Annotated in this window: 23 protein-coding genes and 2 tRNA genes; 14 read left to right on the plus strand and 11 right to left on the minus strand. The window is 67.1% G+C overall.

The window, feature by feature from the left end; all coding sequences use genetic code 11:
• Positions 1 to 11: 11 nt before the first annotated feature.
• The 3 genes from AU187_RS03165 to AU187_RS03175 are packed head-to-tail and all read left to right on the plus strand — an operon-like array spanning position 12 to position 5955.
• Positions 12 to 4889 carry an NAD-glutamate dehydrogenase gene (locus tag AU187_RS03165; protein ID WP_059166233.1) on the plus strand — a complete coding sequence of 1626 codons (4878 nt, stop codon included), beginning with the start codon at positions 12 to 14 and terminating at the stop codon, positions 4887 to 4889.
• Positions 4886 to 5299, plus strand: a complete 414-nt coding sequence (locus tag AU187_RS03170; protein ID WP_059102352.1) for an acyl-CoA thioesterase — start codon at positions 4886 to 4888, stop codon at positions 5297 to 5299. Before AU187_RS03165 ends, AU187_RS03170 begins: the two co-directional genes overlap by 4 nt.
• Positions 5296 to 5955 carry a DUF8010 domain-containing protein gene (locus tag AU187_RS03175; protein WP_082683761.1) on the plus strand — a complete coding sequence of 220 codons (660 nt, stop codon included), beginning with the start codon at positions 5296 to 5298 and terminating at the stop codon, positions 5953 to 5955. The genes AU187_RS03170 and AU187_RS03175 overlap by 4 nt, the downstream gene beginning before the upstream one ends.
• A 32-nt stretch (positions 5956 to 5987) precedes the next feature.
• Here AU187_RS03175 and AU187_RS03180 read toward each other — a convergent pair whose 3' ends face one another.
• Both AU187_RS03180 and AU187_RS03185 read right to left on the minus strand, forming a co-directional pair.
• Positions 5988 to 7550 carry a glycoside hydrolase family 13 protein gene (locus AU187_RS03180; RefSeq protein ID WP_059166234.1) on the minus strand — a complete coding sequence of 521 codons (1563 nt, stop codon included), beginning with the start codon at positions 7548 to 7550 and terminating at the stop codon, positions 5988 to 5990.
• A complete protein-coding gene (locus tag AU187_RS03185) occupies positions 7550 to 7945 on the minus strand; it encodes a globin (protein ID WP_059102354.1) in 396 nt (131 codons plus the stop codon). Before AU187_RS03185 ends, AU187_RS03180 begins: the two co-directional genes overlap by 1 nt.
• 139 nt (positions 7946 to 8084) lie before the next feature.
• Between AU187_RS03185 and AU187_RS03190 the strand changes: the two genes are divergently transcribed.
• The 3 genes from AU187_RS03190 to AU187_RS03200 are packed head-to-tail and all read left to right on the plus strand — an operon-like array spanning position 8085 to position 9481.
• Positions 8085 to 8753 (plus strand): HNH endonuclease, encoded by a 669-nt coding sequence (locus AU187_RS03190; protein ID WP_059102355.1) that lies wholly within the window; start codon positions 8085 to 8087, stop codon positions 8751 to 8753.
• A gap of 25 nt (positions 8754 to 8778) precedes the next feature.
• Positions 8779 to 9009, plus strand: coding sequence for an aa3-type cytochrome oxidase subunit CtaJ (gene ctaJ / locus AU187_RS03195; protein WP_082683762.1), 231 nt, complete (start codon positions 8779 to 8781; stop codon positions 9007 to 9009).
• A complete protein-coding gene (locus AU187_RS03200) occupies positions 8996 to 9481 on the plus strand; it encodes a DUF5130 domain-containing protein (RefSeq protein WP_059102356.1) in 486 nt (161 codons plus the stop codon). The genes ctaJ and AU187_RS03200 overlap by 14 nt, the downstream gene beginning before the upstream one ends.
• On the opposite strand, the gene AU187_RS03205 is transcribed toward AU187_RS03200, so the two are convergent.
• The 7 genes from AU187_RS03205 to AU187_RS03235 form a co-directional block, all read right to left on the minus strand.
• The gene (locus AU187_RS03205) at positions 9482 to 9832 is read right to left on the minus strand and encodes an HNH endonuclease (protein WP_156425419.1); all 351 of its coding nucleotides are present in this window, start codon (positions 9830 to 9832) and stop codon (positions 9482 to 9484) included.
• 92 nt (positions 9833 to 9924) lie between these two features.
• The gene (pepN, locus tag AU187_RS03210; protein ID WP_059102358.1) at positions 9925 to 12510 is read right to left on the minus strand and encodes an aminopeptidase N; all 2586 of its coding nucleotides are present in this window, start codon (positions 12508 to 12510) and stop codon (positions 9925 to 9927) included.
• A gap of 25 nt (positions 12511 to 12535) precedes the next feature.
• The gene (locus AU187_RS03215) at positions 12536 to 12886 is read right to left on the minus strand and encodes a DUF732 domain-containing protein (RefSeq protein WP_059102359.1); all 351 of its coding nucleotides are present in this window, start codon (positions 12884 to 12886) and stop codon (positions 12536 to 12538) included.
• 190 nt (positions 12887 to 13076) lie between these two features.
• On the minus strand, positions 13077 to 13523 hold the full coding sequence (locus AU187_RS03220; protein WP_059102360.1) for an SRPBCC family protein: 447 nt from the start codon (positions 13521 to 13523) through the stop codon (positions 13077 to 13079).
• 4 nt (positions 13524 to 13527) lie between these two features.
• Positions 13528 to 14730, minus strand: a complete 1203-nt coding sequence (locus AU187_RS03225) for an MFS transporter (protein ID WP_059102361.1) — start codon at positions 14728 to 14730, stop codon at positions 13528 to 13530.
• A gap of 84 nt (positions 14731 to 14814) precedes the next feature.
• A complete protein-coding gene (locus tag AU187_RS03230) occupies positions 14815 to 16035 on the minus strand; it encodes an RNA polymerase sigma factor (RefSeq protein ID WP_197413466.1) in 1221 nt (406 codons plus the stop codon).
• Positions 16026 to 16367, minus strand: coding sequence for a YciI family protein (locus AU187_RS03235; protein WP_059102363.1), 342 nt, complete (start codon positions 16365 to 16367; stop codon positions 16026 to 16028). Before AU187_RS03235 ends, AU187_RS03230 begins: the two co-directional genes overlap by 10 nt.
• 151 nt (positions 16368 to 16518) lie before the next feature.
• Here AU187_RS03235 and AU187_RS03240 point away from each other — a divergent pair, with 151 nt between their 5' ends.
• Genes AU187_RS03240 through AU187_RS03250 form a run of 3 tightly spaced genes read left to right on the plus strand, consistent with a single transcriptional unit; the run spans position 16519 to position 18455 of the window.
• On the plus strand, positions 16519 to 17139 hold the full coding sequence (locus AU187_RS03240; RefSeq protein ID WP_059102364.1) for a mycothiol-dependent nitroreductase Rv2466c family protein: 621 nt from the start codon (positions 16519 to 16521) through the stop codon (positions 17137 to 17139).
• Positions 17140 to 17184: 45 nt separating this feature from the next.
• Positions 17185 to 17658: a ribose-5-phosphate isomerase gene (locus AU187_RS03245; RefSeq protein ID WP_059102486.1), complete on the plus strand. Its 474-nt coding sequence runs from the start codon at positions 17185 to 17187 to the stop codon at positions 17656 to 17658.
• A 2-nt stretch (positions 17659 to 17660) separates the two neighbouring features.
• A complete protein-coding gene (locus tag AU187_RS03250) occupies positions 17661 to 18455 on the plus strand; it encodes an Fpg/Nei family DNA glycosylase (RefSeq protein ID WP_059102365.1) in 795 nt (264 codons plus the stop codon).
• A gap of 87 nt (positions 18456 to 18542) precedes the next feature.
• Here AU187_RS03250 and AU187_RS03255 read toward each other — a convergent pair whose 3' ends face one another.
• The gene (locus tag AU187_RS03255) at positions 18543 to 19304 is read right to left on the minus strand and encodes a hypothetical protein (RefSeq protein ID WP_059102366.1); all 762 of its coding nucleotides are present in this window, start codon (positions 19302 to 19304) and stop codon (positions 18543 to 18545) included.
• A gap of 202 nt (positions 19305 to 19506) precedes the next feature.
• On the opposite strand from AU187_RS03255, the gene AU187_RS03260 reads away from it, so the two are divergent.
• Positions 19507 to 21399, plus strand: a complete 1893-nt coding sequence (locus AU187_RS03260; RefSeq protein WP_059102367.1) for an acyl-CoA dehydrogenase family protein — start codon at positions 19507 to 19509, stop codon at positions 21397 to 21399.
• A 21-nt stretch (positions 21400 to 21420) separates the two neighbouring features.
• Here the strand turns inward: AU187_RS03260 and AU187_RS03265 are convergent.
• Positions 21421 to 21494 (minus strand) — tRNA-Gly (locus tag AU187_RS03265).
• A 121-nt stretch (positions 21495 to 21615) separates the two neighbouring features.
• On the opposite strand from AU187_RS03265, the gene AU187_RS03270 reads away from it, so the two are divergent.
• From AU187_RS03270 to AU187_RS03285, 4 genes are all read left to right on the plus strand, one after another.
• A tRNA-Pro gene (locus tag AU187_RS03270) sits at positions 21616 to 21689 on the plus strand.
• 53 nt (positions 21690 to 21742) lie between these two features.
• Positions 21743 to 23152: a trigger factor gene (gene tig / locus AU187_RS03275; RefSeq protein WP_059102487.1), complete on the plus strand. Its 1410-nt coding sequence runs from the start codon at positions 21743 to 21745 to the stop codon at positions 23150 to 23152.
• A gap of 47 nt (positions 23153 to 23199) precedes the next feature.
• Positions 23200 to 23862, plus strand: coding sequence for an ATP-dependent Clp protease proteolytic subunit (locus AU187_RS03280; protein WP_082683763.1), 663 nt, complete (start codon positions 23200 to 23202; stop codon positions 23860 to 23862).
• The gene (locus tag AU187_RS03285) at positions 23859 to 24506 is read left to right on the plus strand and encodes an ATP-dependent Clp protease proteolytic subunit (protein WP_059102369.1); all 648 of its coding nucleotides are present in this window, start codon (positions 23859 to 23861) and stop codon (positions 24504 to 24506) included. Before AU187_RS03280 ends, AU187_RS03285 begins: the two co-directional genes overlap by 4 nt.
• Positions 24507 to 24672 lie beyond the last annotated feature (166 nt).

Below are 24672 nucleotides of genomic sequence, written 5' to 3' on the forward strand. Positions count from 1 at the left end.
ATACTAAGGTCATGTCGGTGACTCCGGGAGCCGACGGAAGTCCCGCCGGCGTGGCCGGGCCGGGACGTTCACCGGCATTGGACGACCAGACCACGGCGCGGCTCTCGCGTGCCTATCTCGAGACGTACCGCGGCCCGCACGCCGACGCGCCCTCGGCGGACGCCGCGGTGACGATGCCGATGACCGTGACGGTGCACGACATGGTTCCCCCCGGCCTCGTCAGCGCGCATCACCGGCTGGCCCGCAGCAGGCGGGCCGGCGACACCCGCGTCGAGGTCTACGCCGCCGACGACCCGGCCGGGTTCGGACCCGCGCTGCAGATCGTCACGGAATACACCGCGATGGTCCTCGACTCGGTCACGGTGCTGCTACACCGCTTCGGTGTCGCGTACACAGCGATCATGAATCCGGTCTTCCGGGTCCGCCGAGGACCGGACGGCGAGCTGATCGAGGTGGCGCCGATCGGCGAGGACGGCCGCGACACCCGCGGCGACGAGGTGTGGATCCACGTCAAGCTGGCGCCGACGGTGGACATGACGGCCGTCGCCCGCGTGGCGCAGCTACTGCCCAGCGTGCTGGCCGACGCCCGACAGGTCGCGCGCGACTCGGACGCGCTGTCGTCGACGATGCGCTGGCTTGCCCATGAACTCGACGCCGATTCGGGTAACCGGTTCGCCGGCTCGGATCGCGCCGATGTGGCGGCCCTCTTGCGCTGGCTGGCCGACGGACACTTCGTGGTGTTGGGCTACCAGCGCTGTCAGGTCCGCGACGGGCGGTCGGCGGTCGACCCGGCCAGTCGGCTGGGGGTGCTGCGGCTGCGCCACGACGCGCTACCGCAGCTGACGAGCACCGACGAGCTGCTGGTGCTGGCGCAGGCCACCATTCCGAGCTACTTGCGCTACGGCGCCTACCCGTACATCGTCGTCGTCCGCGAGAACCAGGGCGCCGCGGCGATCGAGCACCGTTTCGTCGGCTTGTTCACGGTCGCGGCGATGAACGCCAACGTCGTGGACATACCGCTGATCTCGCGTCGGGTGAACGAGGCGCTGGCACTGGCCCGGCGTGATCCGAGCCATCCGGGACAGTTGCTGCTCGACATCATGCAGACCATTCCGCGATCCGAGTTGTTCGCGCTGCCAGCCCAGAACCTGCTGGACATGGTGACGGCCGTCGTCGACCTGGGCTCGCGTCGGCGCACCCTGCTCTTCCTGCGCGCCGACTCGCTCGCCCATTTCGTGTCATGCCTGGTGTATCTGCCGCGTGACCGCTACACCACCGCGGTTCGCCTGGAGATGCAGGACATCCTGGTTCGCGAACTGGGCGGCGTCAGTATCGAATACACCGCGCGGGTCAGCGAATCGCCCTGGGCGGTAGTGCATTTCTCGGTCCGCATGCCGGACTCGACCAAGCCCCGCGACATCGACACGTCCGCCGACAACGAGACGCGGATCCAGAATCTGCTCACCGAGGCCGCCAGGACGTGGGGCGATCGGCTGATCGGCGCGGTCAAGACCGGCTCGATCGACCAGCGCAAGGCGGAGCACTATTCGACGGCGTTCGCCGAGTCGTACAAACAGTCGGTCTCACCGCTCGGAGCGATCGACGACATCGCGATCATCGAAGAGCTGCAGAACAATTCGATCAAACCGGTGCTCGTCGACACCGACGAAGAAGGCACCGCACAGCTCACCCTCTACCTCGGCGGCCACTCAGCATCGCTGTCCGATCTGCTGCCGATGCTGCAGTCGATGGGCGTGGTGGTGCTCGAAGAGCGGCCCTTCACCGTGGTGCGGCCCGACGGGTTGCCGGTGTGGATCTACCAGTTCAAGATCTCGCCGCACAAATCCATCCCCCGCATAGCGCCCGACGAGCGCGACCAGACCGCGGCGCGGTTCGCCGACGCGGTGACCGCGATCTGGCAGGGCCGCGTGGAGATCGACCGGTTCAACGAACTGGTGATGCGGGCAGGCCTGAACTGGCAGCAGGTGAGCGTGCTGCGCAGCTACGCAAAGTATCTGCGGCAGGCGGGTTTTCCCTACAGTCAGTCCCATATCGAGGCGGTCATCAACGACAACGCCAAGACCGCGAGGTCGTTGGTGGAGCTGTTCGAGGCGCTGTTCTTCCCCGCGGCCGACCCCGATGAGAGCACGCCGAAGCGCCGCGACGCCCAGGCCGCCGCGGCAGCGGTGTCGGCCGACATCGACGCGCTCGTCAGCCTGGACACCGACCGGGTGCTGCGCGCGTTCGCGTCGATGATCCAGGCCACGCTGCGCACCAACTACTTCGTCACCAACCCGCAGTCCGCGCGCGCACAGGACGTGCTCTCGTTCAAGCTCAATCCCGCATTGATCGACGAATTGCCGTTGCCGCGGCCCAAATTCGAGATCTTCGTGTACTCGCCGCGGGTGGAGGGCGTCCATCTGCGGTTCGGATACGTCGCCCGCGGCGGTCTGCGCTGGTCGGACCGACGCGAAGACTTCCGCACCGAGATCCTCGGCCTCGTCAAGGCGCAAGCCGTCAAGAACGCGGTGATCGTGCCCGTCGGCGCCAAGGGCGGCTTCGTCGTCAAACAGCCACCGACACCCACCGGCGACCCCGCCGCCGATCGCGACGCGCAGCGCAACGCGGGCGTCGCATGCTACAAGCTGTTCATCGCCGGCCTGCTCGACGTCACCGACAACGTCCACAAGGCCACCGGTGAGGTGGTGCCGCCGCCCGATGTGGTGCGCCGCGACGGTGACGACGCCTATCTCGTCGTCGCCGCCGACAAGGGCACCGCGACCTTCTCCGACATCGCCAACGAGGTCGCGAAGTCCTACGGCTTCTGGCTCGGCGACGCGTTCGCCTCCGGCGGTTCGGTGGGCTATGACCACAAGGCGATGGGCATCACCGCCAAGGGGGCGTGGGAATCGGTCAAGCGCCACTTCCGTGAGATGGGCGTGGACACCCAGTCCGAGGACTTCACCGTCGTCGGCGTCGGCGACATGAGCGGCGACGTGTTCGGCAACGGGATGTTGCTGTCCAAGCACATTCGCCTGCTGGCCGCATTCGACCACCGGCACATCTTCATCGATCCCGACCCGGACGCGGCGCGGTCGTGGGAGGAACGCAAGCGCCTGTTCGATCTGCCCCGGTCCAGTTGGGAGGACTACGACCCGTCGTTGATCAGCGAGGGCGGTGGCGTCTACAGCAGAGAGCACAAGTCCATTCGGATCAGCCCGCAGGCCCGCGACGCGCTCGGAATCGACGGTGGTGCCGAAGAGCTGACGCCGCCCAACCTGATCAAGGCGATCCTGAAGGCTCCCGCCGACCTGCTGTTCAACGGCGGCATCGGCACATACATCAAGGCCGAGACGGAGGCCGACGCCGACGTCGGTGACCGGGCCAACGATCCCGTCCGGGTGAACGGAAACCAGGTGCGCGCCAAAGTGATCGGCGAAGGCGGCAATCTCGGTGTCACGGCGCTGGGGCGCATCGAATTCGACCTCAATGGTGGGCGCATCAACACCGACGCGCTGGACAACTCCGCGGGTGTCGACTGCTCCGACCATGAGGTCAACATCAAGATCCTGATCGACTCGCTGGTCACCGCCGGCAAGGTCAGCGCCGAAGAGCGCACCGACCTGCTGCTGTCGATGACCGACGAGGTCGGCAGGCTGGTGCTCGAGGACAACGAGGACCAGAACGACCTGATGGGCACCAGCCGCGCCAACGCGGCCAGCCTGCTGCCCGTGCACTCGCGGATGATCAAGGAGTTCGTCGCCGACCGCGGGCTCAACCGTGAGCTCGAGGCGTTGCCGTCGGAAAAGGAGATCCGGCGCCGCACCGACATCGGAATCGGGCTCACCTCACCGGAACTCGCGACTCTGATGGCACATGTGAAATTGGCGCTCAAAGCCGATGTGCTGAGCAGCGAGCTGCCTGACCAGGAGGCGTTCGCGGCACGCCTGCCCTGGTACTTCCCCGCAAAACTGCGTGAGCAGTTCAGCAGCGAGATCCGCGCGCATCAACTGCGTCGGGAGATCGTCACCACCATGCTCGTCAACGATCTGGTCGACACCAGCGGCATCACGTACGCCTACCGCATCACCGAGGACGTGGGAGTGGGTCCGGTCGACGCGGTTCGCAGCTATGCCGCCGCCAACGCGATCTTCCGGATCAACGACATCTGGCGCCAGATCCGTGCCGCGAGCGCGACCGGGGTGCCCGTGGCGGTCTCGGACCGGATGACGCTGGATCTACGCCGGCTCGTCGACCGGGCCGGCCGCTGGCTGCTCAACTACCGTCCGCAGCCCTTGGCGGTGGGCGCCGAAACCAACCGGTTCGCCGCGAAGGTCGCCGCGTTGACGCCGCGGATGTCGGAATGGTTGCGCGGCGACGACGAGGCCATCGTCACCAAGGAAGCGGCCGACTTCGCCTCCCAGGGGGTGCCGGAGGATCTGGCGTACCTCATCGCGACGGGGCTCTACCAGTTCAGCCTGCTCGACATCATCGACATCGCCGACATCGCCGACCGGGAACCGGACGAGGTGGCCGACACTTACTTCGCGTTGATGGATAACCTCAACACCGATACCCTGCTCACCGCGGTTTCGCGGCTGCAGCGAGAAGACCGGTGGCATTCGTTGGCGCGGTTGGCGATTCGTGACGACATCTATGGCTCGCTGCGGGCGCTGTGCATCGATGTGCTCGCCGTCGGCGAGCCGGAGGAGACCGGTGAGGAGAAGATCGCCGAGTGGGAGGCGACGAACGGGTCACGGGTGAGCCGCGCGCGCCGCACGCTCACCGAGATCTACGAGAGCGGTGAGCACGACCTGGCGACGCTGTCGGTGGCGGCCCGCCAGATCCGTAGCATGACCCGCACCAGTGGAACGGGGACGTCTCGGTGACCAACGGTTTCGTCGCGCCGGTGCATGTCCGGTGGTCGGACATCGACATGTATCAGCACATCAACCACGCCACCATGGTGACGATCCTCGAGGAAGCCCGGATTCCGTTTCTACGTGAGCCGTTCGGCCCGGAGATCGAAACCATCGGGCTGCTCATCGCCGAGGTCAACATTTCGTACAAAGCTCAACTGCGACTGGTGGACTCACCGCTGCAGGTGACCATGTGGTCCAAACGGGTACGCGCAGTCGATTTCACCATCGGGTACGAAGTGCGCCCGGTTGGTGCAGCCGCCGATGCGAAGCCGGCGGTGATCGCCGACACTCAGTTGGCGGCCGTACACATCAAAGAGCAGCGGCTGCAGCGACTTTCCGAGCAACAACGGGAATACCTGCGGCGCTGGACCCGATGACGCGATCAGAGCGGGGTCTCTGGCTGACGGATACGCCGCACCGCGACGACCTGGCCGCTTTCGCCGAGCGCGCGATGCGCCTCGACGACGCGGCGGTGATCCGGCTGCGCCAACGGCCGGGCAGGCTTGTGGTCGCCTGGGTGGCAACGGGATTCGACGTGCTGGCCAGCCGGGTGGTCAGCGGTGAGGTCAACCCGCCAGATCTGACCGCCGGTGCCGACACGCTGGCCGCCGGGCTGCGCGCGATGGACCGCAGCGGGTATGTCGAACCGGGTTTCGCGCTGGACTCCGCGTGGCACGGCGCGCTACCGCCGGAGTCTGGCTTCGTCCACCTGGACGATGTGCCCGCCCGCGTCATGCTCGACCTCGCCGAGCGTGGTGGGGCGCTGGCCAAGCAACATTCCAGCAACCACGGACCGCCGGTGTCGCTGCTGGACCAGGAGGTGGTCGCGGTGAGTTCGGGCGCGGACAGCGTCGGAATCCCGATGCGATGTGTATTCGCGTTGACGGCAATGGGTTTCCTGCCACAAGCGGGGTCGGCGGTGTCTGCGGAGGAAATCGTGCGGGTGCGGGTACTCCCGACGTGGCTGCGCATCGACGCACGGTTCGGCTCGGTGTATCGCCGCCGCGGCGACCCCGCCGTCGTCCTGCGGTAGTTTCGCTGGCGCGAGTGTGCGAAAGAGAAGAGCTACACCAGCCAGGCGGCGGTGTCCGGCGGCAGCCCGTCGTCGACCAACGCTCCGCTGGCGAGCAAGATCTCGCCCTCCGGCAGCGGGATCGATCGGGTGCCCGCGTTGAGCACGCACACCAGCCCGCCGCCGCGGTGGAACACCAGGCTGTCGGCGGGGGAGTCGAGCCACTCGATGGTGGGCCCGTCGAATTCAGCGCGGCTACACCGCAATTGGAAGGCCCCACGAAAGAACGACAGCGTCGACTCCGGATCCTCGAGTTGGCGCGCCACGGTCAACTGCGTCCATTCCGGCGGAATCGGCAGCCAGGTCTCGGGGTACTCGGAGAACCCGAAGGGCGGAGCTTCGCCCTCCCACGGCATCGGGATCCGGCTGCCGTCGCGCCCGCGGCGGGTGTGTCCGGACCGCTCCCACACCGGATCCCGTAACGCTTCGTCGGGCAGGTCGACATTCGGCAAGCCGAGTTCCTCGCCGTTGTAGATGAACACCGCCCCGGGCAGTGCGAGCATCACCAGCGCCATCGCTCGTGCGCGCGCCAGCCCGACGTGTCCGCCGCCGTAACGGGTCGGCACGCGGTCGACGTCGTGATTGGCCAACGTCCACGTGGGCACCGCATCGGCCAATTCTGCTGCGGTGAGTGAGTTTTCGATCGCATGCCGAATGTCTGCGGCGTCGAATGCCGATCGCAGCAGACGGAAGTTGAAGCCGAGGTGCAACTCGTCGGGTCTCACATAGCGGGCGAACTGTTCGTTGTCGTAGACCCAGACTTCGCCGATCGCAACGGCTTGCGGGTAGTCGTCGAACACCCGGCGGATCCGGCGGTGGATCTCGTGCACGCCGTCATTGTTGAAGCGGGGGTCGTCGTCCATTTCGGCCAGCAGCATCTCGCCTTTGACCACCGCCATGTCCGGGAGCCCGGGCGGCTTGGCCATGCCGTGCGCGACGTCGATGCGGAAGCCGTCGATGCCGCGGTCGAGCCAGAACCGCAACGTCCGCTCGAGGTCGTCGAACACCTCGGGGTTCTCCCAGTTGAGGTCGGGCTGCGACGCGTCGAACAGGTGCAGGTACCACTGGCCGGGGTTGCCGTCCGCTTCGATCACCCGTGTCCAGGCCGGCCCGCCGAAGATCGACAACCAGTTGTTCGGCGGGTGCTCACCGTGCGGTCCGGTGCCGTCGCGGAAGATGTACCGCTCGCGCTGGTCGCTGCCGGGGCTCGCGGCGAGCGCCGCCTGAAACCACGGATGCGCCGAGCTGGTGTGGTTGGGCACCAGGTCCATCGTCACCTTCATGCCCAGGTCGTGGGCTGCGGCGGTGAGACGGTCCAGCGCCGCCATGCCGCCGAACAGCGGGTCGACGTCGCGCGGGTCGGCCACGTCGTAGCCGTTGTCGGCCATCGGCGAGACCATCACCGGGTTGAGCCAGATCGCATCGACTCCGAGCGCCTTGAGGTAGTCCAGCCGGGCGGTCACACCGTCGAGATCGCCAACGCCGTCGCCGTCGCTGTCCTGAAACGACCGCGGGTAGACCTGGTAAAACAGCGCGTGCGACCACCAGGGCGTCATCAGAACGGCGAGTTGACCATCGAATCGGCGGCCATCTCCAAGTAGGCCAACAGCTCTTTGCGATGCTCGTCGTCGAGCGTCTGAGAATCGATCTCGGCGATCGCACTGTGCATGCAGCGCAGCCACGCGTCGCGTTCGAGGTAGCCGATGCGGAACGGGGCGTGGCGCATCCGCAGCCGCGGATGCCCGCGCTGGTCGGAATATGTGCGCGGCCCGCCCCAGTACTGCTCCAGGAACATCCGCAGCCGCACCTCGGCGCCTTCCAAGTCCTCCTCGGGATACAGCGGACGCAGAATCTCGTCCTCGCGGACAAGCTCGTAGAACCGCCCCACGATCGCGCGGAACGTCTCGTGGCCACCGACTTCGTCGTAGAACGACTGCAGGGGCTGTGTCACGCCACCATTGTTCCCTGTTGCTGGATTGACCAGGTCAGCCGGTCGGGTCACTCGATGTTCACCGGACTGACCTGCGAACACGCAAAGAATTGTCGTGCGATTGTCCGCGATCCGTGGTGAACTGTCGGACGGAGGACGTATGGCGCATCGCAAGAAAGGCCCGTCCAGAAGGGCCGGCCAGCGGAGTCACGGTGCCGCGACCGCCCTAGCCGGGTCGGTGGTACCGGGCGCGCAAGCGCGCGTCCTACGCAGCGTCGACATCCATCCGCCAAGTACCACCGAGGCCTCGATCTGGGGCCGCCGCCGTGTCCTCCTGCTGAACTCCACCTACGAACCGTTGACCGCTCTGCCCATGCGGCGGGCGGTCATCATGCTGATGTGCGGCAAAGCCGACGTGGTTCACGACGACCCCAGCGGCCCGGTGATCCATTCGGCGACCCGCTCGATTGTGGTGCCGTCGGTGATCCGCCTGCGGTCGTACGTGCGGGTGCCGTACCGCGCGCGCATCCCGATGACCCGCGCGGCGCTGATGCACCGTGACCGGTTTCGCTGCGCATATTGCAGCGGCAAGGCCGACACCGTCGACCATGTGGTGCCGCGCAGCCGCGGCGGAGCCCACTCCTGGGAGAACTGCGTGGCCGCCTGTTCGACGTGCAACCACCGCAAAGCCGACCGGCTACTCGGCGAGCTGGGATGGACGCTGCGCACGGTTCCGATCCCGCCGAAGGGACAGCACTGGCGGCTGCTGTCGAGCCTGAAGGAACTCGACCCGGCGTGGGTGCGATATCTAGGCGAAGGCGCGGCGTAATCGCGGCTGGTATACGGTTTGCGACGTGAGCACCGCACTGACACATGCGCTATTGATATTGGTGCCGCTCGGGCTGACGGCCGTGCTTGCCGCGCTGATCTGGCGCCACAAGGGCCCGCACCCGGCGACCTACAAGATGTCCGAGCCCTGGAAGCACGCCCCGATCCTGTGGGCGTCCGACGAGCCGGCCGATCACGGGCACGGCCACGACACGCATGCGGCGACGATTGGAGGCGGCGCAAGTGGCAAGTGGTGATGTTGCGGTAACCGGCCATCGGGGCGCGGTCGAGCGCTCGGATCTCCCCCTGGGATGGGTGGTCACCTCCAGCGGCCGGATCTCCGGCGTCACCCAGCCGGGGGCGCTGTCGGTCGACTACCCGTTCCCGGTCAAAGACCTGGTGGTTCTCGACGACGCGCTCAAGTACGGCTCCCGTGCGGCCAAGGCGCGCTTCGCCGTCTACATCGGTGACCTCGGAGTCGACACCGCGGCGACTGCACGCGCGATCCTGGCTCAGGTGCCCACCCCCGACAACGCTGTGCTGCTGGCGGTCTCGCCGGACCAGCACGCGATCGAGGTGGTCTACGGCGCCGCCGTCAAGGGACGCGGCATCGAGGAGTCCGCTCCGTTGGGAGTCTCCGCTGCGGCGGCGTCCTTCAAGGACGGCAACCTGATGGACGGGCTGATCAGCGCGGTGCGGGTTATGAGCGCCGGCGTCACCCCGGCGTAATCAGGGTGCGCTGACTGTCAACGCGGCGCGAATCTGGACGTAGCGCTCGAGGAACCGGCGTTCGTCGAGGCGCTTGCGACGCAGCCAGCCGGTCACCTCGTCATTGCACTTGCTGGTGTTGCAGGAGGCGCAGGCGGGCACGACGTTGTCGATCGTGTAGCGGCCACCTCTGCTGATCGCCATCACGCAGTCGCGCTGCAGCGGCCGGTCGGTCACACCGCAATACGCGCAACCACTCCACGCGGCTTTGATGGCCTCCCACTGGGCTGCCGTGAGGTCATGGTCGACGGCGTCGAGCCGGCGCTTCCGTTTGCGGGCAGCCCTCGCGCGACGACTTCTGTTGACAGGCACCTGAAAAGCATGCCCCGCGAGCGACCACCAACTGCACACGAAATGCGGCGTGTCGCTGTACAGACTCGGTCGCTCGCGCGGTAGTGCGGTAGTTAGGACACGTCGAACGCGCGGGCGCGTAGCGCGCGCTCAACACCAGCGCGGCCCTCGATGACCAGCCGATGCAGCGGCGGCGGCACGTCGGGGTCTGCGAGGAACTTGTCGGCGGCGGCCAAGCCGGCCTCGCTGACATCCCACGACGGATACAACCCGATGACAACGGTCTGGGCGACCTCGCTGGACCGTCGTTGCCACACGCCGGAGATCGCCCCGAAGTACTTGGCACTGAACGGCTTCAGCATTTCCTGCTGGCCCGGCCGTACGAAGCCGCCGATGATCGACCGCGCGGTGATGTTCGGCAGCGCGTCGTCCTCGATCACCTGCTGCCAGGCCGCTTCTTTCACCGGTGCCTGAGGCCGGGCCGCCGATGCCGCCGCGGCGTGCCGCTGACCCGCGGCCGTCGGATCCCGTTTCGCCTCGGCGTCGATGAACGGCGTCTCCGGACTCTCGGCGTCGACAGCGCCGGCCGCCGCCAGCGCGGTGACGATGCGCCACCGCAGATCGGTGTCGACGACCAGCCCGGGCAGCCCCTTGGCCGCGGGATCCACCTCCAGCAGTTCCGTCAGCACTTCGATATGACGCCCGCTGAGCACCGAACTGCACAACGCGTTGACATAGGCCAGTTGATGATCCGAGCCCGGCTCTGCCTCGCGCCCCAATTCCAGGAGCCGGTCGGCGAATTCGGGCCAGCCCTGCTCCTGGGCCCACTGCGGATCGGCGTACGCGCTCAGCGCGGTCTGCGCCTGCAGCAGCAACCGTTGCAGCACCCCGACTTCGGTTTCGGCTTGTACGCCGCCGCACACCAGCGACACGAAGTCGCGGGCCTTCAACTCCGCCTCGCGCGTCATCTCCCAGGCCGCCGACCACGCCAACGTGCGCGGCAGCGGGTCAGCGATGTCGGCGATTCGCGTCAGCACCGTCTGCAGCGAGTCCTGGTCCAGCCGCAGCGAGCAGTACGTCAGATCGTCGTCGTTGACCAGGATCAGCTTGCCGCGCGGAACGCCGTGCAGCGCAGGAACATCGGTGCTCGAACCTTCGACATCGAGTTCCTCGCGGTGTACGCGCGTCAGCTTGCCGGAACCATCGTCGTCGTACACTCCGACCGCCAACCGGTGCACCCTGGTCTCCCCGGCGCCGGGGGCGGCGCCGCTCTGGGTGATCGCGAACCGGGTGAACCGCCCGTCGGCATCGAGATCGAAGTCGGGCCGCAGCGTGTTCAGGCCGGTCGTCTTGAGCCACTGCCTGCCCCAGCCCGACAGGTCGCGTCCAGACGCCTTCTCCAGCGCGCCGAGCAGATCACCGAACGTGGCATTGGCGAAGGCGTGGTCGCGGAAGTAGTCGCGCAGCCCCGACAGGAACTCCTCGAGCCCGACATACGCGACCAGTTGCTTGAGCACCGAAGCGCCCTTGGCGTAGGTGATTCCGTCGAAGTTCACCTCGACGGCCGCGAGGTCCGGGATGTCGGCGGCCACCGGGTGTGTCGAGGGTAGTTGGTCCTGCCGATACGCCCACGACTTCTCCACATTGGCGAACGTCGTCCACGCTTGGGTGTACTCGGTGGCCTCGGCCTGGCACAGCACCGAGGCGAACGTCGCGAAAGACTCGTTGAGCCACAGGTCATCCCACCACTGCATGGTGACCAGGTCGCCGAACCACATGTGCGCCATCTCGTGCAGCACGGTCTCGGCGCGGCGCTCGTAGGAGGCACGCGTGACCTTGCTGCGAAAGACGTAGTCCTCGAGGAACGTCACCGCGCCGGCGTTCTCCATCGCCCCGGCGTTGAACTCCGGAACGAACAGCTGGTCGTACTTGCCGAACGCGTAGGGGACACCGAAGTTGTTGTGGTAGAAGCCGAATCCCTGCTTCGTCTCGGCGAACAGCCGGTCGGCGTCCATGTGCTCGGCCAGCGACCTACGGCAGAACAGGCCCAACGGGATGTCGCCGTGCTCGTCGCTGTAGACGTCGTCCCAGCGCGCGTATGGGCCCGCGATCAGCGCCACCAGGTAGGTGCTCATCCTCGGGGTAGCGGCGAACGCGTGCCGGCGGGCCGGCCCGTCGTCGGTGACGTCGATCGTGGCGCCGTTGGACACCACCTCCCAATGCGACGGCGCGATCACCGTGACGTCGAAGGCCGCCTTGAGGTCGGGTTGGTCAAAGCACGCGAACATCCGCTTGGCGTCAGCGGTTTCGAACTGGGAGTACAGGTACACCTCGCCGTCGACCGGGTCGACGAACCGGTGCAGGCCCTCACCGGTGTTGGAGTAGCGGCAGTCGGCCTCGACGACCACGACGTTGTGCCCGGCCAGCCCGGTCAGCGGGACGCCGATGGATTCGTCATAGCCCGACACGTCGATGTCGCGCCCGTTGAGGGTGGCGCTGTGAATGGTGTCGGCCGCGATGTCGATATAGGTGTCGGCGCCGGCGAGCGCGTCGAACTCGACGGTCGTCGTCGACCGGAACGTGCGCTCGCCGGGCTTGCCGCCGCCTTCGGTGACGTCGAGAACAATGCGGTAAGAGTCGACGGTGACGAGGGCGGCGCGTTCAACGGCTTGGTCGCGGGTCAGGTTGGGAAGTGCCACGCGACCAACTTATCGCCCGCCGGGATTAGAAGCCCGGTATGGCCCGCGCAGCCGGGAGCCAGTCCAGCACCGTCCCGTTGCCGATCGACGAGATCGCCTGCGGGCAGTACATCGAGATCGCGATGCCGGTGAAGAAGGCGGCTATCTCGGGCGGGACGCCGTTGTCGGCCACCTGCGAGTACACTCGCGCGACGTTCTTGCCGGGTTCGACGAGCATCGGGCACACGGACCTGCCGAGGGCCACGGTGTCCGTCGGGTTGTCGAAGGCGACCCCCGCGTCGCTCAGCGCGGCGAGGAAGGAGTCGTCGATCGGTTCGGCCTGGGCCGGCGCGGCGACCGTCGTTGCGACCGCCGCCAAACCCACCACAAACGTCATAGCGCGGGCGTAGAGATCAAAGTGTTTGTTCACTTCGGTAACGATTCTTCACATTGGTCACAGGGGCAACACGGTTCGGTCACCGTTCGCACACTTAGGCGTTTCTTATTCGCGTCCGCCGCCGTGCATCGCTAACGGGACACACCATGAAGGGCGGCCGCCTTGAGCGGGGCCGCCATTCATGCCTTCCCTATGGCTTGCGGATCGGATCGCCGGTGCCGACCGTGAGGAGGTTCGGCAGGCTCCGGTTGATGTAGAAGTCCCAGCCTCGCGAGCAGGCCTCGTAGCACTCGACGGTTGGCCGAAGGCCCTCGTGAGTGAACCGCAGACTTGTTCCGCCGGGCGTGGGGTTGATGTCGAAGATCACCTGCGTGCCGGTCCATTCGGTGTGGTCCTCGACGAAGTCGAGCCGGCTGTCGATGACCTGCCACACGATCCGCTTCGGAGGGGTGACTTGGGTCAGGCGAAAACGGCACCAGAGGTCGTTGAAGTCGGTGAAGGTGAATTCTCCGCCGCCGGCGGCGGTTTCGCCGTCGATGCCCTCGCTCCACCACTTGTCGACGTTCGTGACGGCCTCGAAGACCTCCTCGGGGGTGTTCGGCACGACGATCTCGATCGTCAAACTGTTGTCACTCATGTTCCTACTTCCTTTCTTCGGGTTGGGTGGTGCATGACGGTGGGGTGAGTCGGTTGGTGGCCCACGCGACGGGAATCGCGACGAGCGCGATCACGAATCCGGTGACGACGGCCGCGGAGGTGGTGAACGCCGCGAGCGCTACACCGCCGGCGAAGGAGCCGAACGCGATCCCGAGGTTGATCGCCGAGGCGGGCAGCGATTGCGCCAACTGTTCCCCGGGACCAGCCAGCGCGACGACGCGGTACTGCAGCGACGGGCCCAGGCCCATCGAGAAGACGCCCAGCGCCAGTAGGAGTACCGCCACGAGGAACGGGTTGGCGCCGAACAGGTGGAGCGCCGCCAGAGATCCCGCGGCACCGACGGATCCGAAGATCAGGGTGCGCCCGGCGTTCCAGTCGGCGAACCGCCCGCCACCGAACGAACCGACCGCGGTGGCGGCACCGTAGGCCAAGAGGAAGACGCTGACCCAGCCGTCTGAGATCCCGGTGACCTCGTGCAGGAACGGCACGATGTAGGTCAGCGCCGCAAACGTCGAACCGAACACCAGGGCGCACAGGACCAGCACCGCGAGTACCCGCGGGGCGAAGGCGTACCTCGCCTGGTCGCCGACGCCGCCACCGGTGCTGGGCACGGACGGAACAAGCGCCACCGTGGCGACGAGCGTGACCGCGAGCAGCACGACGATGGCGGTGTAAGAGCCCCGCCAGCCGAGCGCTTGGCCGAGCAAGGTGCCTAGCGGCACGCCAACCGCGGCGGAGACCGCGACGCCGGAGATCACCACCGCCAGTGCCCGCCCGGCCCGCGCGGGTGGGACCACGGCGAGGCCGACCGCGAACGCGGTGGCGTCGAACAGACCCGCGAATGCGCCTGTGAGACAACGTGCCACCAGGGTGAGGTCATAGCTGGTGCTGACCGCGACGACGAGGTTGCACGCGATCGACAACGCGAGCGCGCCGCACAGTACCCTGCGCTTGTTCAGCCTGATCGTCAGCGCGGTGAGGATCGGACCGCCGATGGCCAGCACCAGCGCATACGCGGTCACCAGGGTTCCCGCCGTCGAGACGGAGACGCTCAAGTCGTCGGCGACGAGGTCGAGCACCCCGACGACGAGCAGCTCAGAGGTGCCCATGACGAACGCGCCCACGAAAAGCATGGCCAGGGCGCGGGTGGCGCTGGCAGGCACCACAGCCGCTTGCTGAGTACTCACGAGACTTCCCCTTCTGTTCGGTGGGCTTTGCCCTACCGACGAAGGAGGACGGCCGAAATGGACATCGGCCGGACGGGAAATTCGTCAGAGTTGGCGAAGGCGTTCGGCCAGGTAGCGGCGCTCGGCCTCGGTCGGCGCGAGCTTGCGGGCCTCCTCGTAGGCCGCCCTGGCCTCGTCGGTGCGTCCGACTCGGCGCAGCAGGTCCGCCCGGGTGGCGGGCAGCAGGTGGTATCCGTCGAGGCGGCCGGACGCCGCGATCTCGTCGACGAGCGCCAGTCCGGCCGAGATGCCGTCGGCCATCGCGACCGCGACGGCCCGGTTGAGGTCCACGATCGGCGATGGCGCGAGCCGGGCCAGCTCGGTGTACAGGGCGGCGATCTGCCGCCAGTCCGTGCTCGCCACGTCGGGCGCGGTCGCGTGGCAGGCGGCGATCGCGGCCTGCAGCTGGTACGGCCCGGCCCGGCGCATGGCCAACGCCTGATCGAGCGTCTCGGTGCCCTCGGAGATCAGCGACCGATCCCAGCGGGACCGGTCTTGGTGCTCCAGGGTGACCAGCACCCCGTCATCCGTGCGCGTCGCCCGGCGGGCCTCGTGCAACAACATCAGCGCGAGCAGCCCGCGCGGCTCGGGCTCCTGCGGCATCAGCTCGACCAGCACCCGCGTCAGCCGGATGGCCTCGGCGCTCAGCGCCCGGCCCACACCCTGCTCGTCGTAACCCGCGTTGAAGATCAGGTACAGCACGGCGAGCACGGCGGCGAGTCGCTGCGGCAGCAGTTCGGCGGGCGGCACCCGGTACGGGATTCCGGCCTCTTTGATCTTGCGCTTCGCGCGGGTCAGGCGTTTGGCCATCGCCGGCTCAGCGGTCAGGAAAGCGCGGGCGATCTCGGCGGTGCTCAGGCCGGCCAGCGTGCGCAGCGTGAGTGCCACCCGGGCTTCGAACGGCAGCGCCGGGTGGCAGCAGGTGAAGATCAGCCGCAGGCGCTCGTCCGGGATCTCGTCGGGCGGCGGCGCTTCTGGTTCCTGCGTCGCGACCGACTGACGCAGCTTGGCGGCACCGGCGGCATCGCGGCGCAACCGATCGGTCGCCCGATTGCGCGCCGTCGTCGTGAGCCAGGCGCCCGGCCGGTGCGGGACGCCGTCGCGGGGCCAGGTCGTCAGCGCGGCGGCGAACGCGTCCTGGGCGCAGTCCTCGGCCAGGTCCCAATCACCGGTCAGCCCGATCAGCGTCGCGACCACCTGGCCCCACTCGTCGCGGTACGCGGCGTCGACGGCCGTGCGGATGTCGTCGGGTGCGGTCACTCCCATTCCCAGACCGGGCGGATCTCGATGCAGCCCCGGCGCGCGTAGACGTGGCCGGCGGCGATCTGGATCGCCTCGTCCAGGTTCGCGCACTCCAAAATCACGACGCCGCCGACGAAGTCCTTGGTCTCGGCGAACGGTCCGTCCGAAACCAGGGTCTCGCCGTCGCGCACCCGGACGGTGGTCGCGGTCTCCGACGGCCGCAGTCGCTCACCGGCCAGTTCGGCGCCCCGCCGCTGCAGGTCCGCCTCCCAAGCCTGATGCGCCGGGTCCGCGGCCAACTCCTCGTTGGTCGGGGCGTTGACCTCGTCATCGCAGATCAGCAGCACGTACTTCATGCGCCGATTCTGCCCCGACTGTAGGGAGCGGACGGCCGGAAGCCGCCCATCGCGGCAGCGTCGTTACGGTCGGCCCGCAGGTGGGAACATCGACCGGGTGGCCGCAGTTGTCACAACTGACGTCTGAACCCCTGCGCTCGAGAGGACTCCCATGCCCGAGAAGTCAGTCGCCGATTTCTGGTTCGACCCGCTGTGCCCGTGGTGCTGGGTCACGTCGCGCTGGATCCTCGAGGTGGAGAAGGTCCGCGACATCGAGGTCAACTTCCGGGTGATGAGCCTCGCGGTGCTCAACGAGGGTCGTGAGCTTCCCGAGCAGTACCAGGAGGCGATGAAGAAGGCGTGGGGCCCAGTGCGCGTGGCCATCGCGGCCGAACAGGCCAAGGGCCGAGAGATCCTCGGACCGCTGTACGCCGCGATGGGTACCCGTATTCACAATCGGGGATATGGAGAATCGGACCCCGATTTCACGCGGGTGATCGAGGAATCGCTGGCAGAGGTGGGATTGCCCGCCGAGTTGGCCGAAGCCGCCGCCAGCGACAAGTACGACGAGGCGCTGCGCAAGAGCCACCACGAGGGCATGGACGCGGTCGGCGATGATGTGGGCACGCCGACGATCCACGTCAACGGCGTGGCGTTCTTCGGACCGGTGCTGTCGAAGATTCCGCGCGGCGAGGAGGCCGGCAAGTTGTGGGACGCGTCGGTGACGTTCGCGTCGTACCCGCACTTCTGGGAACTCAAGCGCACCCGCACCGAGCCACCGCAGTTCGACTGATCGCACGCGGCGGCACCGCGGATCGCGTCTGCCACAATGGCCGCCATGCGCGTCTACCTGGGAGCCGACCACGCCGGCTTCGACCTCAAGCAGGCCATCATCGAGCACCTGCGCGGCACCGGGCATGAACCCGTGGACTGCGGAGCGTTCGTCAATGACCCCGACGACGACTATCCGGCGTTCTGCATCGCCGCCGCCGAGAAGACGGTGGCCGACCCGGGCAGCCTCGGCATCGTGCTCGGCGGTTCGGGGAACGGAGAACAGATCGCGGCCAACAAGGTGCTCGGTGCCCGGTGCGCATTGGCGTGGAGCGTCGAAACCGCGAAACTGGCGCGCGAACACAACAACGCGCAGCTGATCGGCATCGGCGGGCGGATGCACACCGTCGATGAGGCGTTGGCCATCGTCGACGCCTTTCTGAGCACCGCGTGGTCGGAAGCCCAACGGCACCAACGCCGTATCGACATCCTCGCCGAGTACGAGCGGACCCGCGTAGCGCCTCCCGTGCCCGGCGCTTAGGGATGCCCGAGGGCCACACGCTGCACCGGCTCGCCCGGTTGCACCAGCGCCGCTTCGGTCGCGCGCCGGTGATGGTGTCCAGTCCGCAGGGCAGGTTCGTCGACGGCGCCGCAGCGGTCAACGGGCGAGTGCTCAAGAGGGCCACGGCGTGGGGTAAGCACCTGTTCCACCACTACGAAGGCGGCCGGGTCGTGCATGTCCACCTCGGTCTGTATGGCACGTTCACCGAGGTGCCTCTCCCGATGCCGTTGCCGGTCGGCCAGGTGCGGATGCGGATGATCGGCGCGGAATACGGCACGGATCTGCGCGGGCCGACGGTGTGCGAGGTGCTGGCCGAACCGGAGATCGCCGACGTGATCGCTCGGCTCGGCCCCGATCCGCTGCGTCGCGATGCCGACCCGTCACCGGCGTGGGCGCGAATCCGTAAGTCCCGCAGGCCGATCGGGGCGCTCCTGATGGACCAGTCGGTGATCGCGGGAGTGGGCAACGTGTACCGCAACGAGCTGCTCTACCGGCACGGCATCGACCCGCACCGACCAGGCGCGCACGTCGACGAAGAAGAGTTCGACGCACTGTGGACCGACCTCGTCGCGCTGATGCGAATTGGACTGCGGCGCGGCAAGATTCATACCATCCGCCGCGAGGATGACCACGGGCTGCCGTCGTACGCTCCCGGCCGACCCCGCACCTATGTCTACCGGCGCGCAGGCGAGCCCTGCCGGGTCTGCGGAACCGAGATTCGCACCGAGGTGATGGAGGGCCGCAACGTGTTCTGGTGCCCGAAGGATCAGAGTTAGGGCGTGGCTCTTCGCCGAAACTGAACTTATGTCTGAAAGTCGGGCGGCTGAATCACGTGCACAACTTCAGTTTCAGCGGAGGGTGAGTCAGAAGCCGCCGAAATCGCCGAAGCCGCCGCCCCAGTCGCCGCCGCCGTCACCGCCGCCGCCCCAGTCGCCGCCGTGATCACCGCCGGGGTCCTGTCCCTGATCGAACCCCTGGTCGTAGCCCTGGGCGAAACCTTGCTCGTAGCCGGTTCCGTGCATGCCCGAGAACAGCGCGTCGAACAGCAGCACCGAACCCAGACCCCAGGCGCCGGCGACGAGCGCGGGCTTCCACCACGGCTCGGAGTACCACCCCGCCGGAACGGGACGGCCGGCGACGCGGCCGCCGGGGTAGTAGTTGGGCGTGCGTTCGGACGGCGACGGCGACGCCTCGATCTCGCGACCCTCGAAGTCGACTCTGCGATCCTCGGTCACCGCGCCCGCGGCGCGTTGACCGGCCAGCGTCTCCAGCTCCGGTCCCGGATCCATGCCCATCGCGATGCGCGCGGCGCGCACGTAGTAGAGGCCCTCGAGCGCGCTCTCCTTGGCGAGCAGCGCCTGCTTCGCGGTGTTGGCCTGCTCGATCTGCGAGCCGGCGGCGGTGTAACGCTCGGACGCGTCGGCCAAGGCCTGTTTGGACGCGTCGTCGGTGCCCGTCAGGTTGATGACCTGGCCGCCGAGGCGTTCGATCACGCGACGGGCGTCGGCCTTGGCGTCGTCCAGCGAGGCGGCCTTGCGCCGGTCCGAAGCCTTCATCGCCGCGTAGACAACCACGCCCAGTGCGACGATGACCAGGACAACGAGCACGAGCAGAACGCCGTTCATGACGCCAGCGTACCGAGCAAACCGGCCGAAAAACCGGTGCCGACCTCGACCGGAATTACGCCGACAGCTGAGTGCACGGGGGACACGGATGGTCGGCGAGAACGACGTGAGCGTGATCGCGGCGAAATCGAATCCACATCGCTCGTTTGGAAACCGTAGCCGCGGTTACTGTCGAGTAGGGCCATCTGTGAGGAGGTCTGCGATGACTGTTACGGAAGAAGTCAGCGAGCGACAGGCCAGGGAGTTCGCCGAACAAGCGCGGGAGGCGCAGTGGCGCCAGCCCAGCTTCGGTAAGGAACTGTTCCTCGGCAGATTGCGGTTGGACCTCGTCCATCCCCACCCCAGCGGCTCGGCGGAATCCAGAAAACAGGGTGAGGCCTTCCTGGCCAAGCTCCGGGAGTTCTGCGAGTCGCAGATCGACGCCGCGGTGATTGAGCGCGACGCGCAGATCCCGGACAAAGTGGTCGCCGGCCTCAAGGAGCTCGGGGCGTTCGGCATGAAGATCAGCACCGAGTACGGCGGCCTCGGGCTGTCCCAGGTGTACTACAACAAGGCCCTCATGCTGGTGGGTTCTGTGCACCCCTCGCTGGCCGCGTTGCTCTCGGCGCATCAGTCGATCGGAGTGCCGCAGCCGATCTCGATGTTCGGGACTGACGAGCAGAAGCGAATCTGGCTGCCCCGGTGCGCGCAGGAGATCAGCGCATTTCTGCTCACCGAACCGGACGTCGGCAGCGACCCGGCCCGGCTGCACGCCACCGCGACCCCGGACGGTGACGACTACGTCCTGAACGGAACCAAGCTGTGGACCACCAACGGCGTGGTCGCCGACCTGCTCGTTGTGATGGCTCAAGTACCCAAGAGTGAGGGACACCGCGGTGGGATCACCGCGTTCGTCATGGAGGCGGACACACCGGGCATCGTCGTGGAGAACCGCAACGCTTTCATGGGGTTGCGCGGTATCGAGAACGGCCTCACCCGGCTGACCGACGTGCGGATACCGGCGGCCAACCGGATCGGCCGCGAAGGCGACGGGCTGAAGATCGCGCTATCGACGCTCAACGTGGGACGGCTCTCGTTGCCGGCCATCTGCGCCGGCTCGGCGAAGTGGTGCCTGAAGATCGCGAGGCAGTGGTCCCGCGAGCGGGTGCAGTGGGGCCGGCCGGTCGGTGAGCACGAAGCGGTGGCCGGCAAGGTCGCGTTCATCGCGGCCAGCGCCTACGGCCTGGAAGCTGTGGTCGAACTGGCCAGTGAATTGGCCGATGCCAAGCAGAACGACATTCGGATCGAGGCGGCGCTGGCCAAGCTCTACGGCTCAGAGATGGCTTGGCTGATCGCCGACGAACTGGTGCAGATTCGCGGCGGGCGCGGCTTCGAGACGGCCGATTCGTTGGCCGCCCGTGGCGAGCGCGGAGTGCCCGCCGAGCAGATGCTGCGGGACATGCGCATCAACCGGATCTTCGAAGGCTCCACCGAGATCATGCACCTGCTGATCGCCCGCGAGGCGGTGGATGCGCACTTGTCGGTGGCCGGCGACGTCATCGACCCCGAGGCCGATCTGTCGCGCAAAGCGAAAGCGGCGGCCAATGCCGGCAAGTTCTATGCCCGGTGGTTGCCCACCTTGGTCACCGGCAAGGGCCAGCTGCCCGCGTCGTTCCGGGAATTCGGGCCGCTGGCCACCCATCTGCGCTATGTCGAGCGGGCCAGCCGCCGACTGGCCCGCAGCACCTTCTACGCGATGTCGCGGTGGCAGGGCAAGCTGGAGCAAAAGCAGCGGTTCCTGGGACGGATCGTGGATATCGGCGCGGAGCTGTTCGCGATGACCGCCGTTTGTGTGCGGGCACAACGTGATCGGGAGGACGACAGCGCCGTCGAACTCGCCGCGGCATTCTGCGAGCAGGCCCGAATCCGGACGGAGCAACTGTTCGACCAGCTGTGGCGCAACTGCGACGACTCCGACCGGGCACTTGCTCGCGGCGTGCTCGAGGACCGATTCACATGGCTCGAAGAAGGGATTCTGGACCCGTCGATCGACGGGCCGTGGATCGCCCAGGAAGGCGGCGACGAGAAGCCCGACGTCCACCGCGTCATACGGTGATCACGCCGAGGACTCCCAGCTTGGAGCGGGCGACGGGAATCGAACCCGCGTAGCTAGTTTGGAAGACTAGGGCTCTACCATTGAGCTACGCCCGCGTGTACAGCAAGAGCAGATCGTACCGGCGGCACCCGAATCAAATCCAATTGAAGGCTTCGCGTGTCCAGCCCGTAGTATCTCGCGTGGTCGTTTCGTGTTTTGCGGGCAACCACACGGGCACGGGGTGTAGCGCAGCTTGGTAGCGCATCCGCTTTGGGAGCGGAAGGCCGCAGGTTCAAATCCTGTCACCCCGACTGCGACACCGAACCAGCGCCAGAACCAACGCCAGACCAACAAGGAGCAGATCGTGAAGAGCACCGTCGAGAAGTTGAGCCCGACCCGGGTTCGCATCAACGTGGAGGTGCCCTTCACCGAGCTCGAACCCGACTTCGACCGCGCGTTCGCACAGTTGGCCAAACAGGTCCGGCTGCCCGGCTTCCGTCCGGGCAAGGCGCCCCGCAAGCTGCTCGAGGCCCGCGTCGGCCGCGAGGCGATGCTCGATCAGGTCGTCAGCGACGCCCTGCCCGGCCGCTACAGCGAAGCGGTCACCACCTCCGAGGTGCAGCCGCTCGGCCAACCCGAGATCGAGATCACCAAGAAGGAGTACGGCGAGGACCTGACCTTCACCGCCGAGGTCGACATCCGGCCGGAGATCGAGATCCCCGACCTGTCCGAGCTGAAGGTCACCGTCGACCCCATCGAGGTGACGGACGACGAGGTCGATGCCGAACTGCAGACGCTGCGCGCCCGCTTCGGCACGCTCAAGGGAGTGGACCGTGCCGCCGAGACTGGCGACTTCGTCTCCATCGACCTGTCCGCCACGGTCGACGGCCAGGAGCTACCCGACGCCACCACCGAGGGCCTGTCCCATGAGGTCGGCTCGGGCCAGTTGGTGGAGGGCCTCGACGAAGCGATAATCGGGCTCAAGGAGGGCGAGACCCGCGTCTTCACCACCAAGCTGGCCGCGGGTGAGCACGCCGGCGAGGACGCGCAGGTGACCGTCACCGTCAAGTCGGTCAAGGAGCGTGAGCTGCCCGAGCCCGACGACGAGTTCGCGCAACTGGCAAGCGAATTCGACACCATGGAGGAGCTGAAGAACTCGCTCACCGAGCAGGTGCGTGGGACCAAGCGTGCCCAGCAGGCCGAGCAGATCCGCGACAGAGCCCTCGAGACATTGCTCGATCAGGTCGACGTGCCGCTGCCGGAGAAGGTGGTGCAGGCGCAGATCGACGACACGCTGCACAACGCGATCCACAGCCTCGATCACGACGAGGCCCGCTTCGCCGAGCTTTTGGAGTCTCAGGGCAGCAGCCGCGAGGAGTTCGACGCCGACACCCGCAGCAACGCGGAGAAGGCCGTCAAGACCCAGCTGCTGGTCGACGCGATCGCCGACAAGCTCGACGTCCAGGTCACCCAGAACGACATCACCGAGCGCCTGATGCTGATGTCGCAGCAGTACGGCCTGCAGCCCCAGCAGCTGGTGCAGGCACTGCAGCAGAACAACCAGATGACGGCGCTGTTCGCCGACGTGCGCCGTGGGCTGACGCTCGCCGCCATCGTCGAGGCCGCGACCGTCACCGACTCCGACGGCACCGTGATCGACACCTCGGAGTTCTTCGGGCGCGCGCAGACCGAGAGCGAGGCCGAACAGGCTTCGGGGACCGCCGAAGAGACGACCGAAGCCGCAGCCGACGAGGAATCGGCCGACGCGAAGTGACGCTGTGAGCGAACGCAGCCCGTCTCGGGAGTGCGTGCGCTCGCGGGTTGGTTAGTGTCGGTGAGTATCAAGCTCTTGAAGAAAGCAGGTATCCAGTCGTGACCCACATGCGTGGCGCCTCGCAAGGCCTAAACCTTGTCGACTCGGTCTATGAGCGGTTGCTGGCGGAGCGGATCATCTTCCTGGGCTCACAGGTCGATGACGACATCGCGAACAAGCTGTGCGCGCAGATTCTGCTGCTGTCCGCCGAGGACCCCACCAAGGACATTCACCTCTACATCAACTCGCCCGGCGGCTCCATCAGCGCCGGCATGGCCGTGTACGACACCATGGTGTTGGCGCCGTGCGACGTCGCCACCTATGCGATGGGCATGGCCGCTTCGATGGGTGAGTTCCTGCTCGCCGCGGGCACGAAGGGTAAGCGGTACGCGTTGCCGCACGCGCGGATCCTGATGCACCAGCCGCTGGGCGGCATCACCGGCGGTGCGGCGGACATCGCGATCCAGGCCGAGCAGTTCGCTGTGATCAAAAAGGAGATGTTCCGGTTGAACGCCGAGTTCACCGGGCAACCCATCGAGCGGATCGAGGCGGACTCCGACCGCGACCGCTGGTTCACCGCGCAGGAAGCCCTCGAGTACGGCTTCGTCGACCACATCATCACCAGCGCGAGCATCAACGGCTCGGGACCAGGAGCAGGACTAGACAAATGACCGACCACACTGATCCGCGTCTGGCGCCGCAGGCGCGCTACATCCTGCCGTCGTTCATCGAGCACTCGAGCTTCGGCGTCAAGGAGTCCAACCCGTACAACAAGCTGTTCGAGGAACGCATCATCTTCCTCGGCGTGCAGGTCGACGACGCGTCGGCGAACGACATCATGGCGCAGCTGCTGGTGTTGGAGTCGTTGGATCCGGACCGTGACATCACGATGTACATCAACTCGCCCGGCGGTTCGTTCACCTCGCTGATGGCGATCTACGACACCATGCAGTACGTGCGGGCCGACATTCAGACCGTGTGTCTGGGCCAGGCCGCCTCGGCGGCCGCGGTGCTGCTCGCGGCCGGCACCCCCGGTAAGCGCATGGCGCTGCCCAACGCCCGCGTCCTGATCCATCAGCCCGCGCTGGCCGGTGTCATCCAGGGCCAGTTCTCCGACCTGGAGATCCAGGCGGCCGAGATCGAGCGGATGCGCACGCTGATGGAGGTGACGCTGGCCAACCACACCGGCAAGTCCCCCGAGCAGATCCGCAAGGACACCGACCGCGACAAGATCCTCACCGCCGAAGAGGCCAAGGAATACGGCGTCATCGACACGGTTCTGGAGTACCGCAAGCTGTCGGCGCAGTCCGCCTGACCTTCGGTTGACCCTCATTTTCACCTCCGGCGTCGCGCCCGGCGTCGAGGACAGCGTGCTCTCGGTCGAGTAACGTCGGCGACACGCCAAGGACACGGTCGCGGTTTGGAAGGCCCTACGGCGGATTCAAACGATATGTTCTGCGAACACAGTTAAATACCACCGA

It is taken from the genome of Mycobacterium sp. IS-1556 (assembly GCF_001499985.1).
Lineage (GTDB): Bacteria > Actinomycetota > Actinomycetes > Mycobacteriales > Mycobacteriaceae > Mycobacterium.

Coding starts and splice junctions, on each gene's coding strand:
- AU187_RS03165 (WP_059166233.1), top strand. CDS start 12: ATGTCGGTGACTCCGGGAGCCGACGGAAGTCCCGCCGGCGTGGCCGGG.
- AU187_RS03175 (WP_082683761.1), top strand. CDS start 5,296: ATGACGCGATCAGAGCGGGGTCTCTGGCTGACGGATACGCCGCACCGC.
- AU187_RS03180 (WP_059166234.1), bottom strand. CDS start 7,550: ATGACGCCCTGGTGGTCGCACGCGCTGTTTTACCAGGTCTACCCGCGG.
- AU187_RS03190 (WP_059102355.1), top strand. CDS start 8,085: ATGGCGCATCGCAAGAAAGGCCCGTCCAGAAGGGCCGGCCAGCGGAGT.
- AU187_RS03215 (WP_059102359.1), bottom strand. CDS start 12,886: ATGACGTTTGTGGTGGGTTTGGCGGCGGTCGCAACGACGGTCGCCGCG.
- AU187_RS03220 (WP_059102360.1), bottom strand. CDS start 13,523: ATGAGTGACAACAGTTTGACGATCGAGATCGTCGTGCCGAACACCCCC.
- AU187_RS03230 (WP_197413466.1), bottom strand. CDS start 16,035: ATGGGAGTGACCGCACCCGACGACATCCGCACGGCCGTCGACGCCGCG.
- AU187_RS03235 (WP_059102363.1), bottom strand. CDS start 16,367: ATGAAGTACGTGCTGCTGATCTGCGATGACGAGGTCAACGCCCCGACC.
- AU187_RS03240 (WP_059102364.1), top strand. CDS start 16,519: ATGCCCGAGAAGTCAGTCGCCGATTTCTGGTTCGACCCGCTGTGCCCG.
- AU187_RS03245 (WP_059102486.1), top strand. CDS start 17,185: ATGCGCGTCTACCTGGGAGCCGACCACGCCGGCTTCGACCTCAAGCAG.
- AU187_RS03250 (WP_059102365.1), top strand. CDS start 17,661: ATGCCCGAGGGCCACACGCTGCACCGGCTCGCCCGGTTGCACCAGCGC.
- AU187_RS03255 (WP_059102366.1), bottom strand. CDS start 19,304: ATGAACGGCGTTCTGCTCGTGCTCGTTGTCCTGGTCATCGTCGCACTG.
- AU187_RS03260 (WP_059102367.1), top strand. CDS start 19,507: ATGACTGTTACGGAAGAAGTCAGCGAGCGACAGGCCAGGGAGTTCGCC.
- AU187_RS03285 (WP_059102369.1), top strand. CDS start 23,859: ATGACCGACCACACTGATCCGCGTCTGGCGCCGCAGGCGCGCTACATC.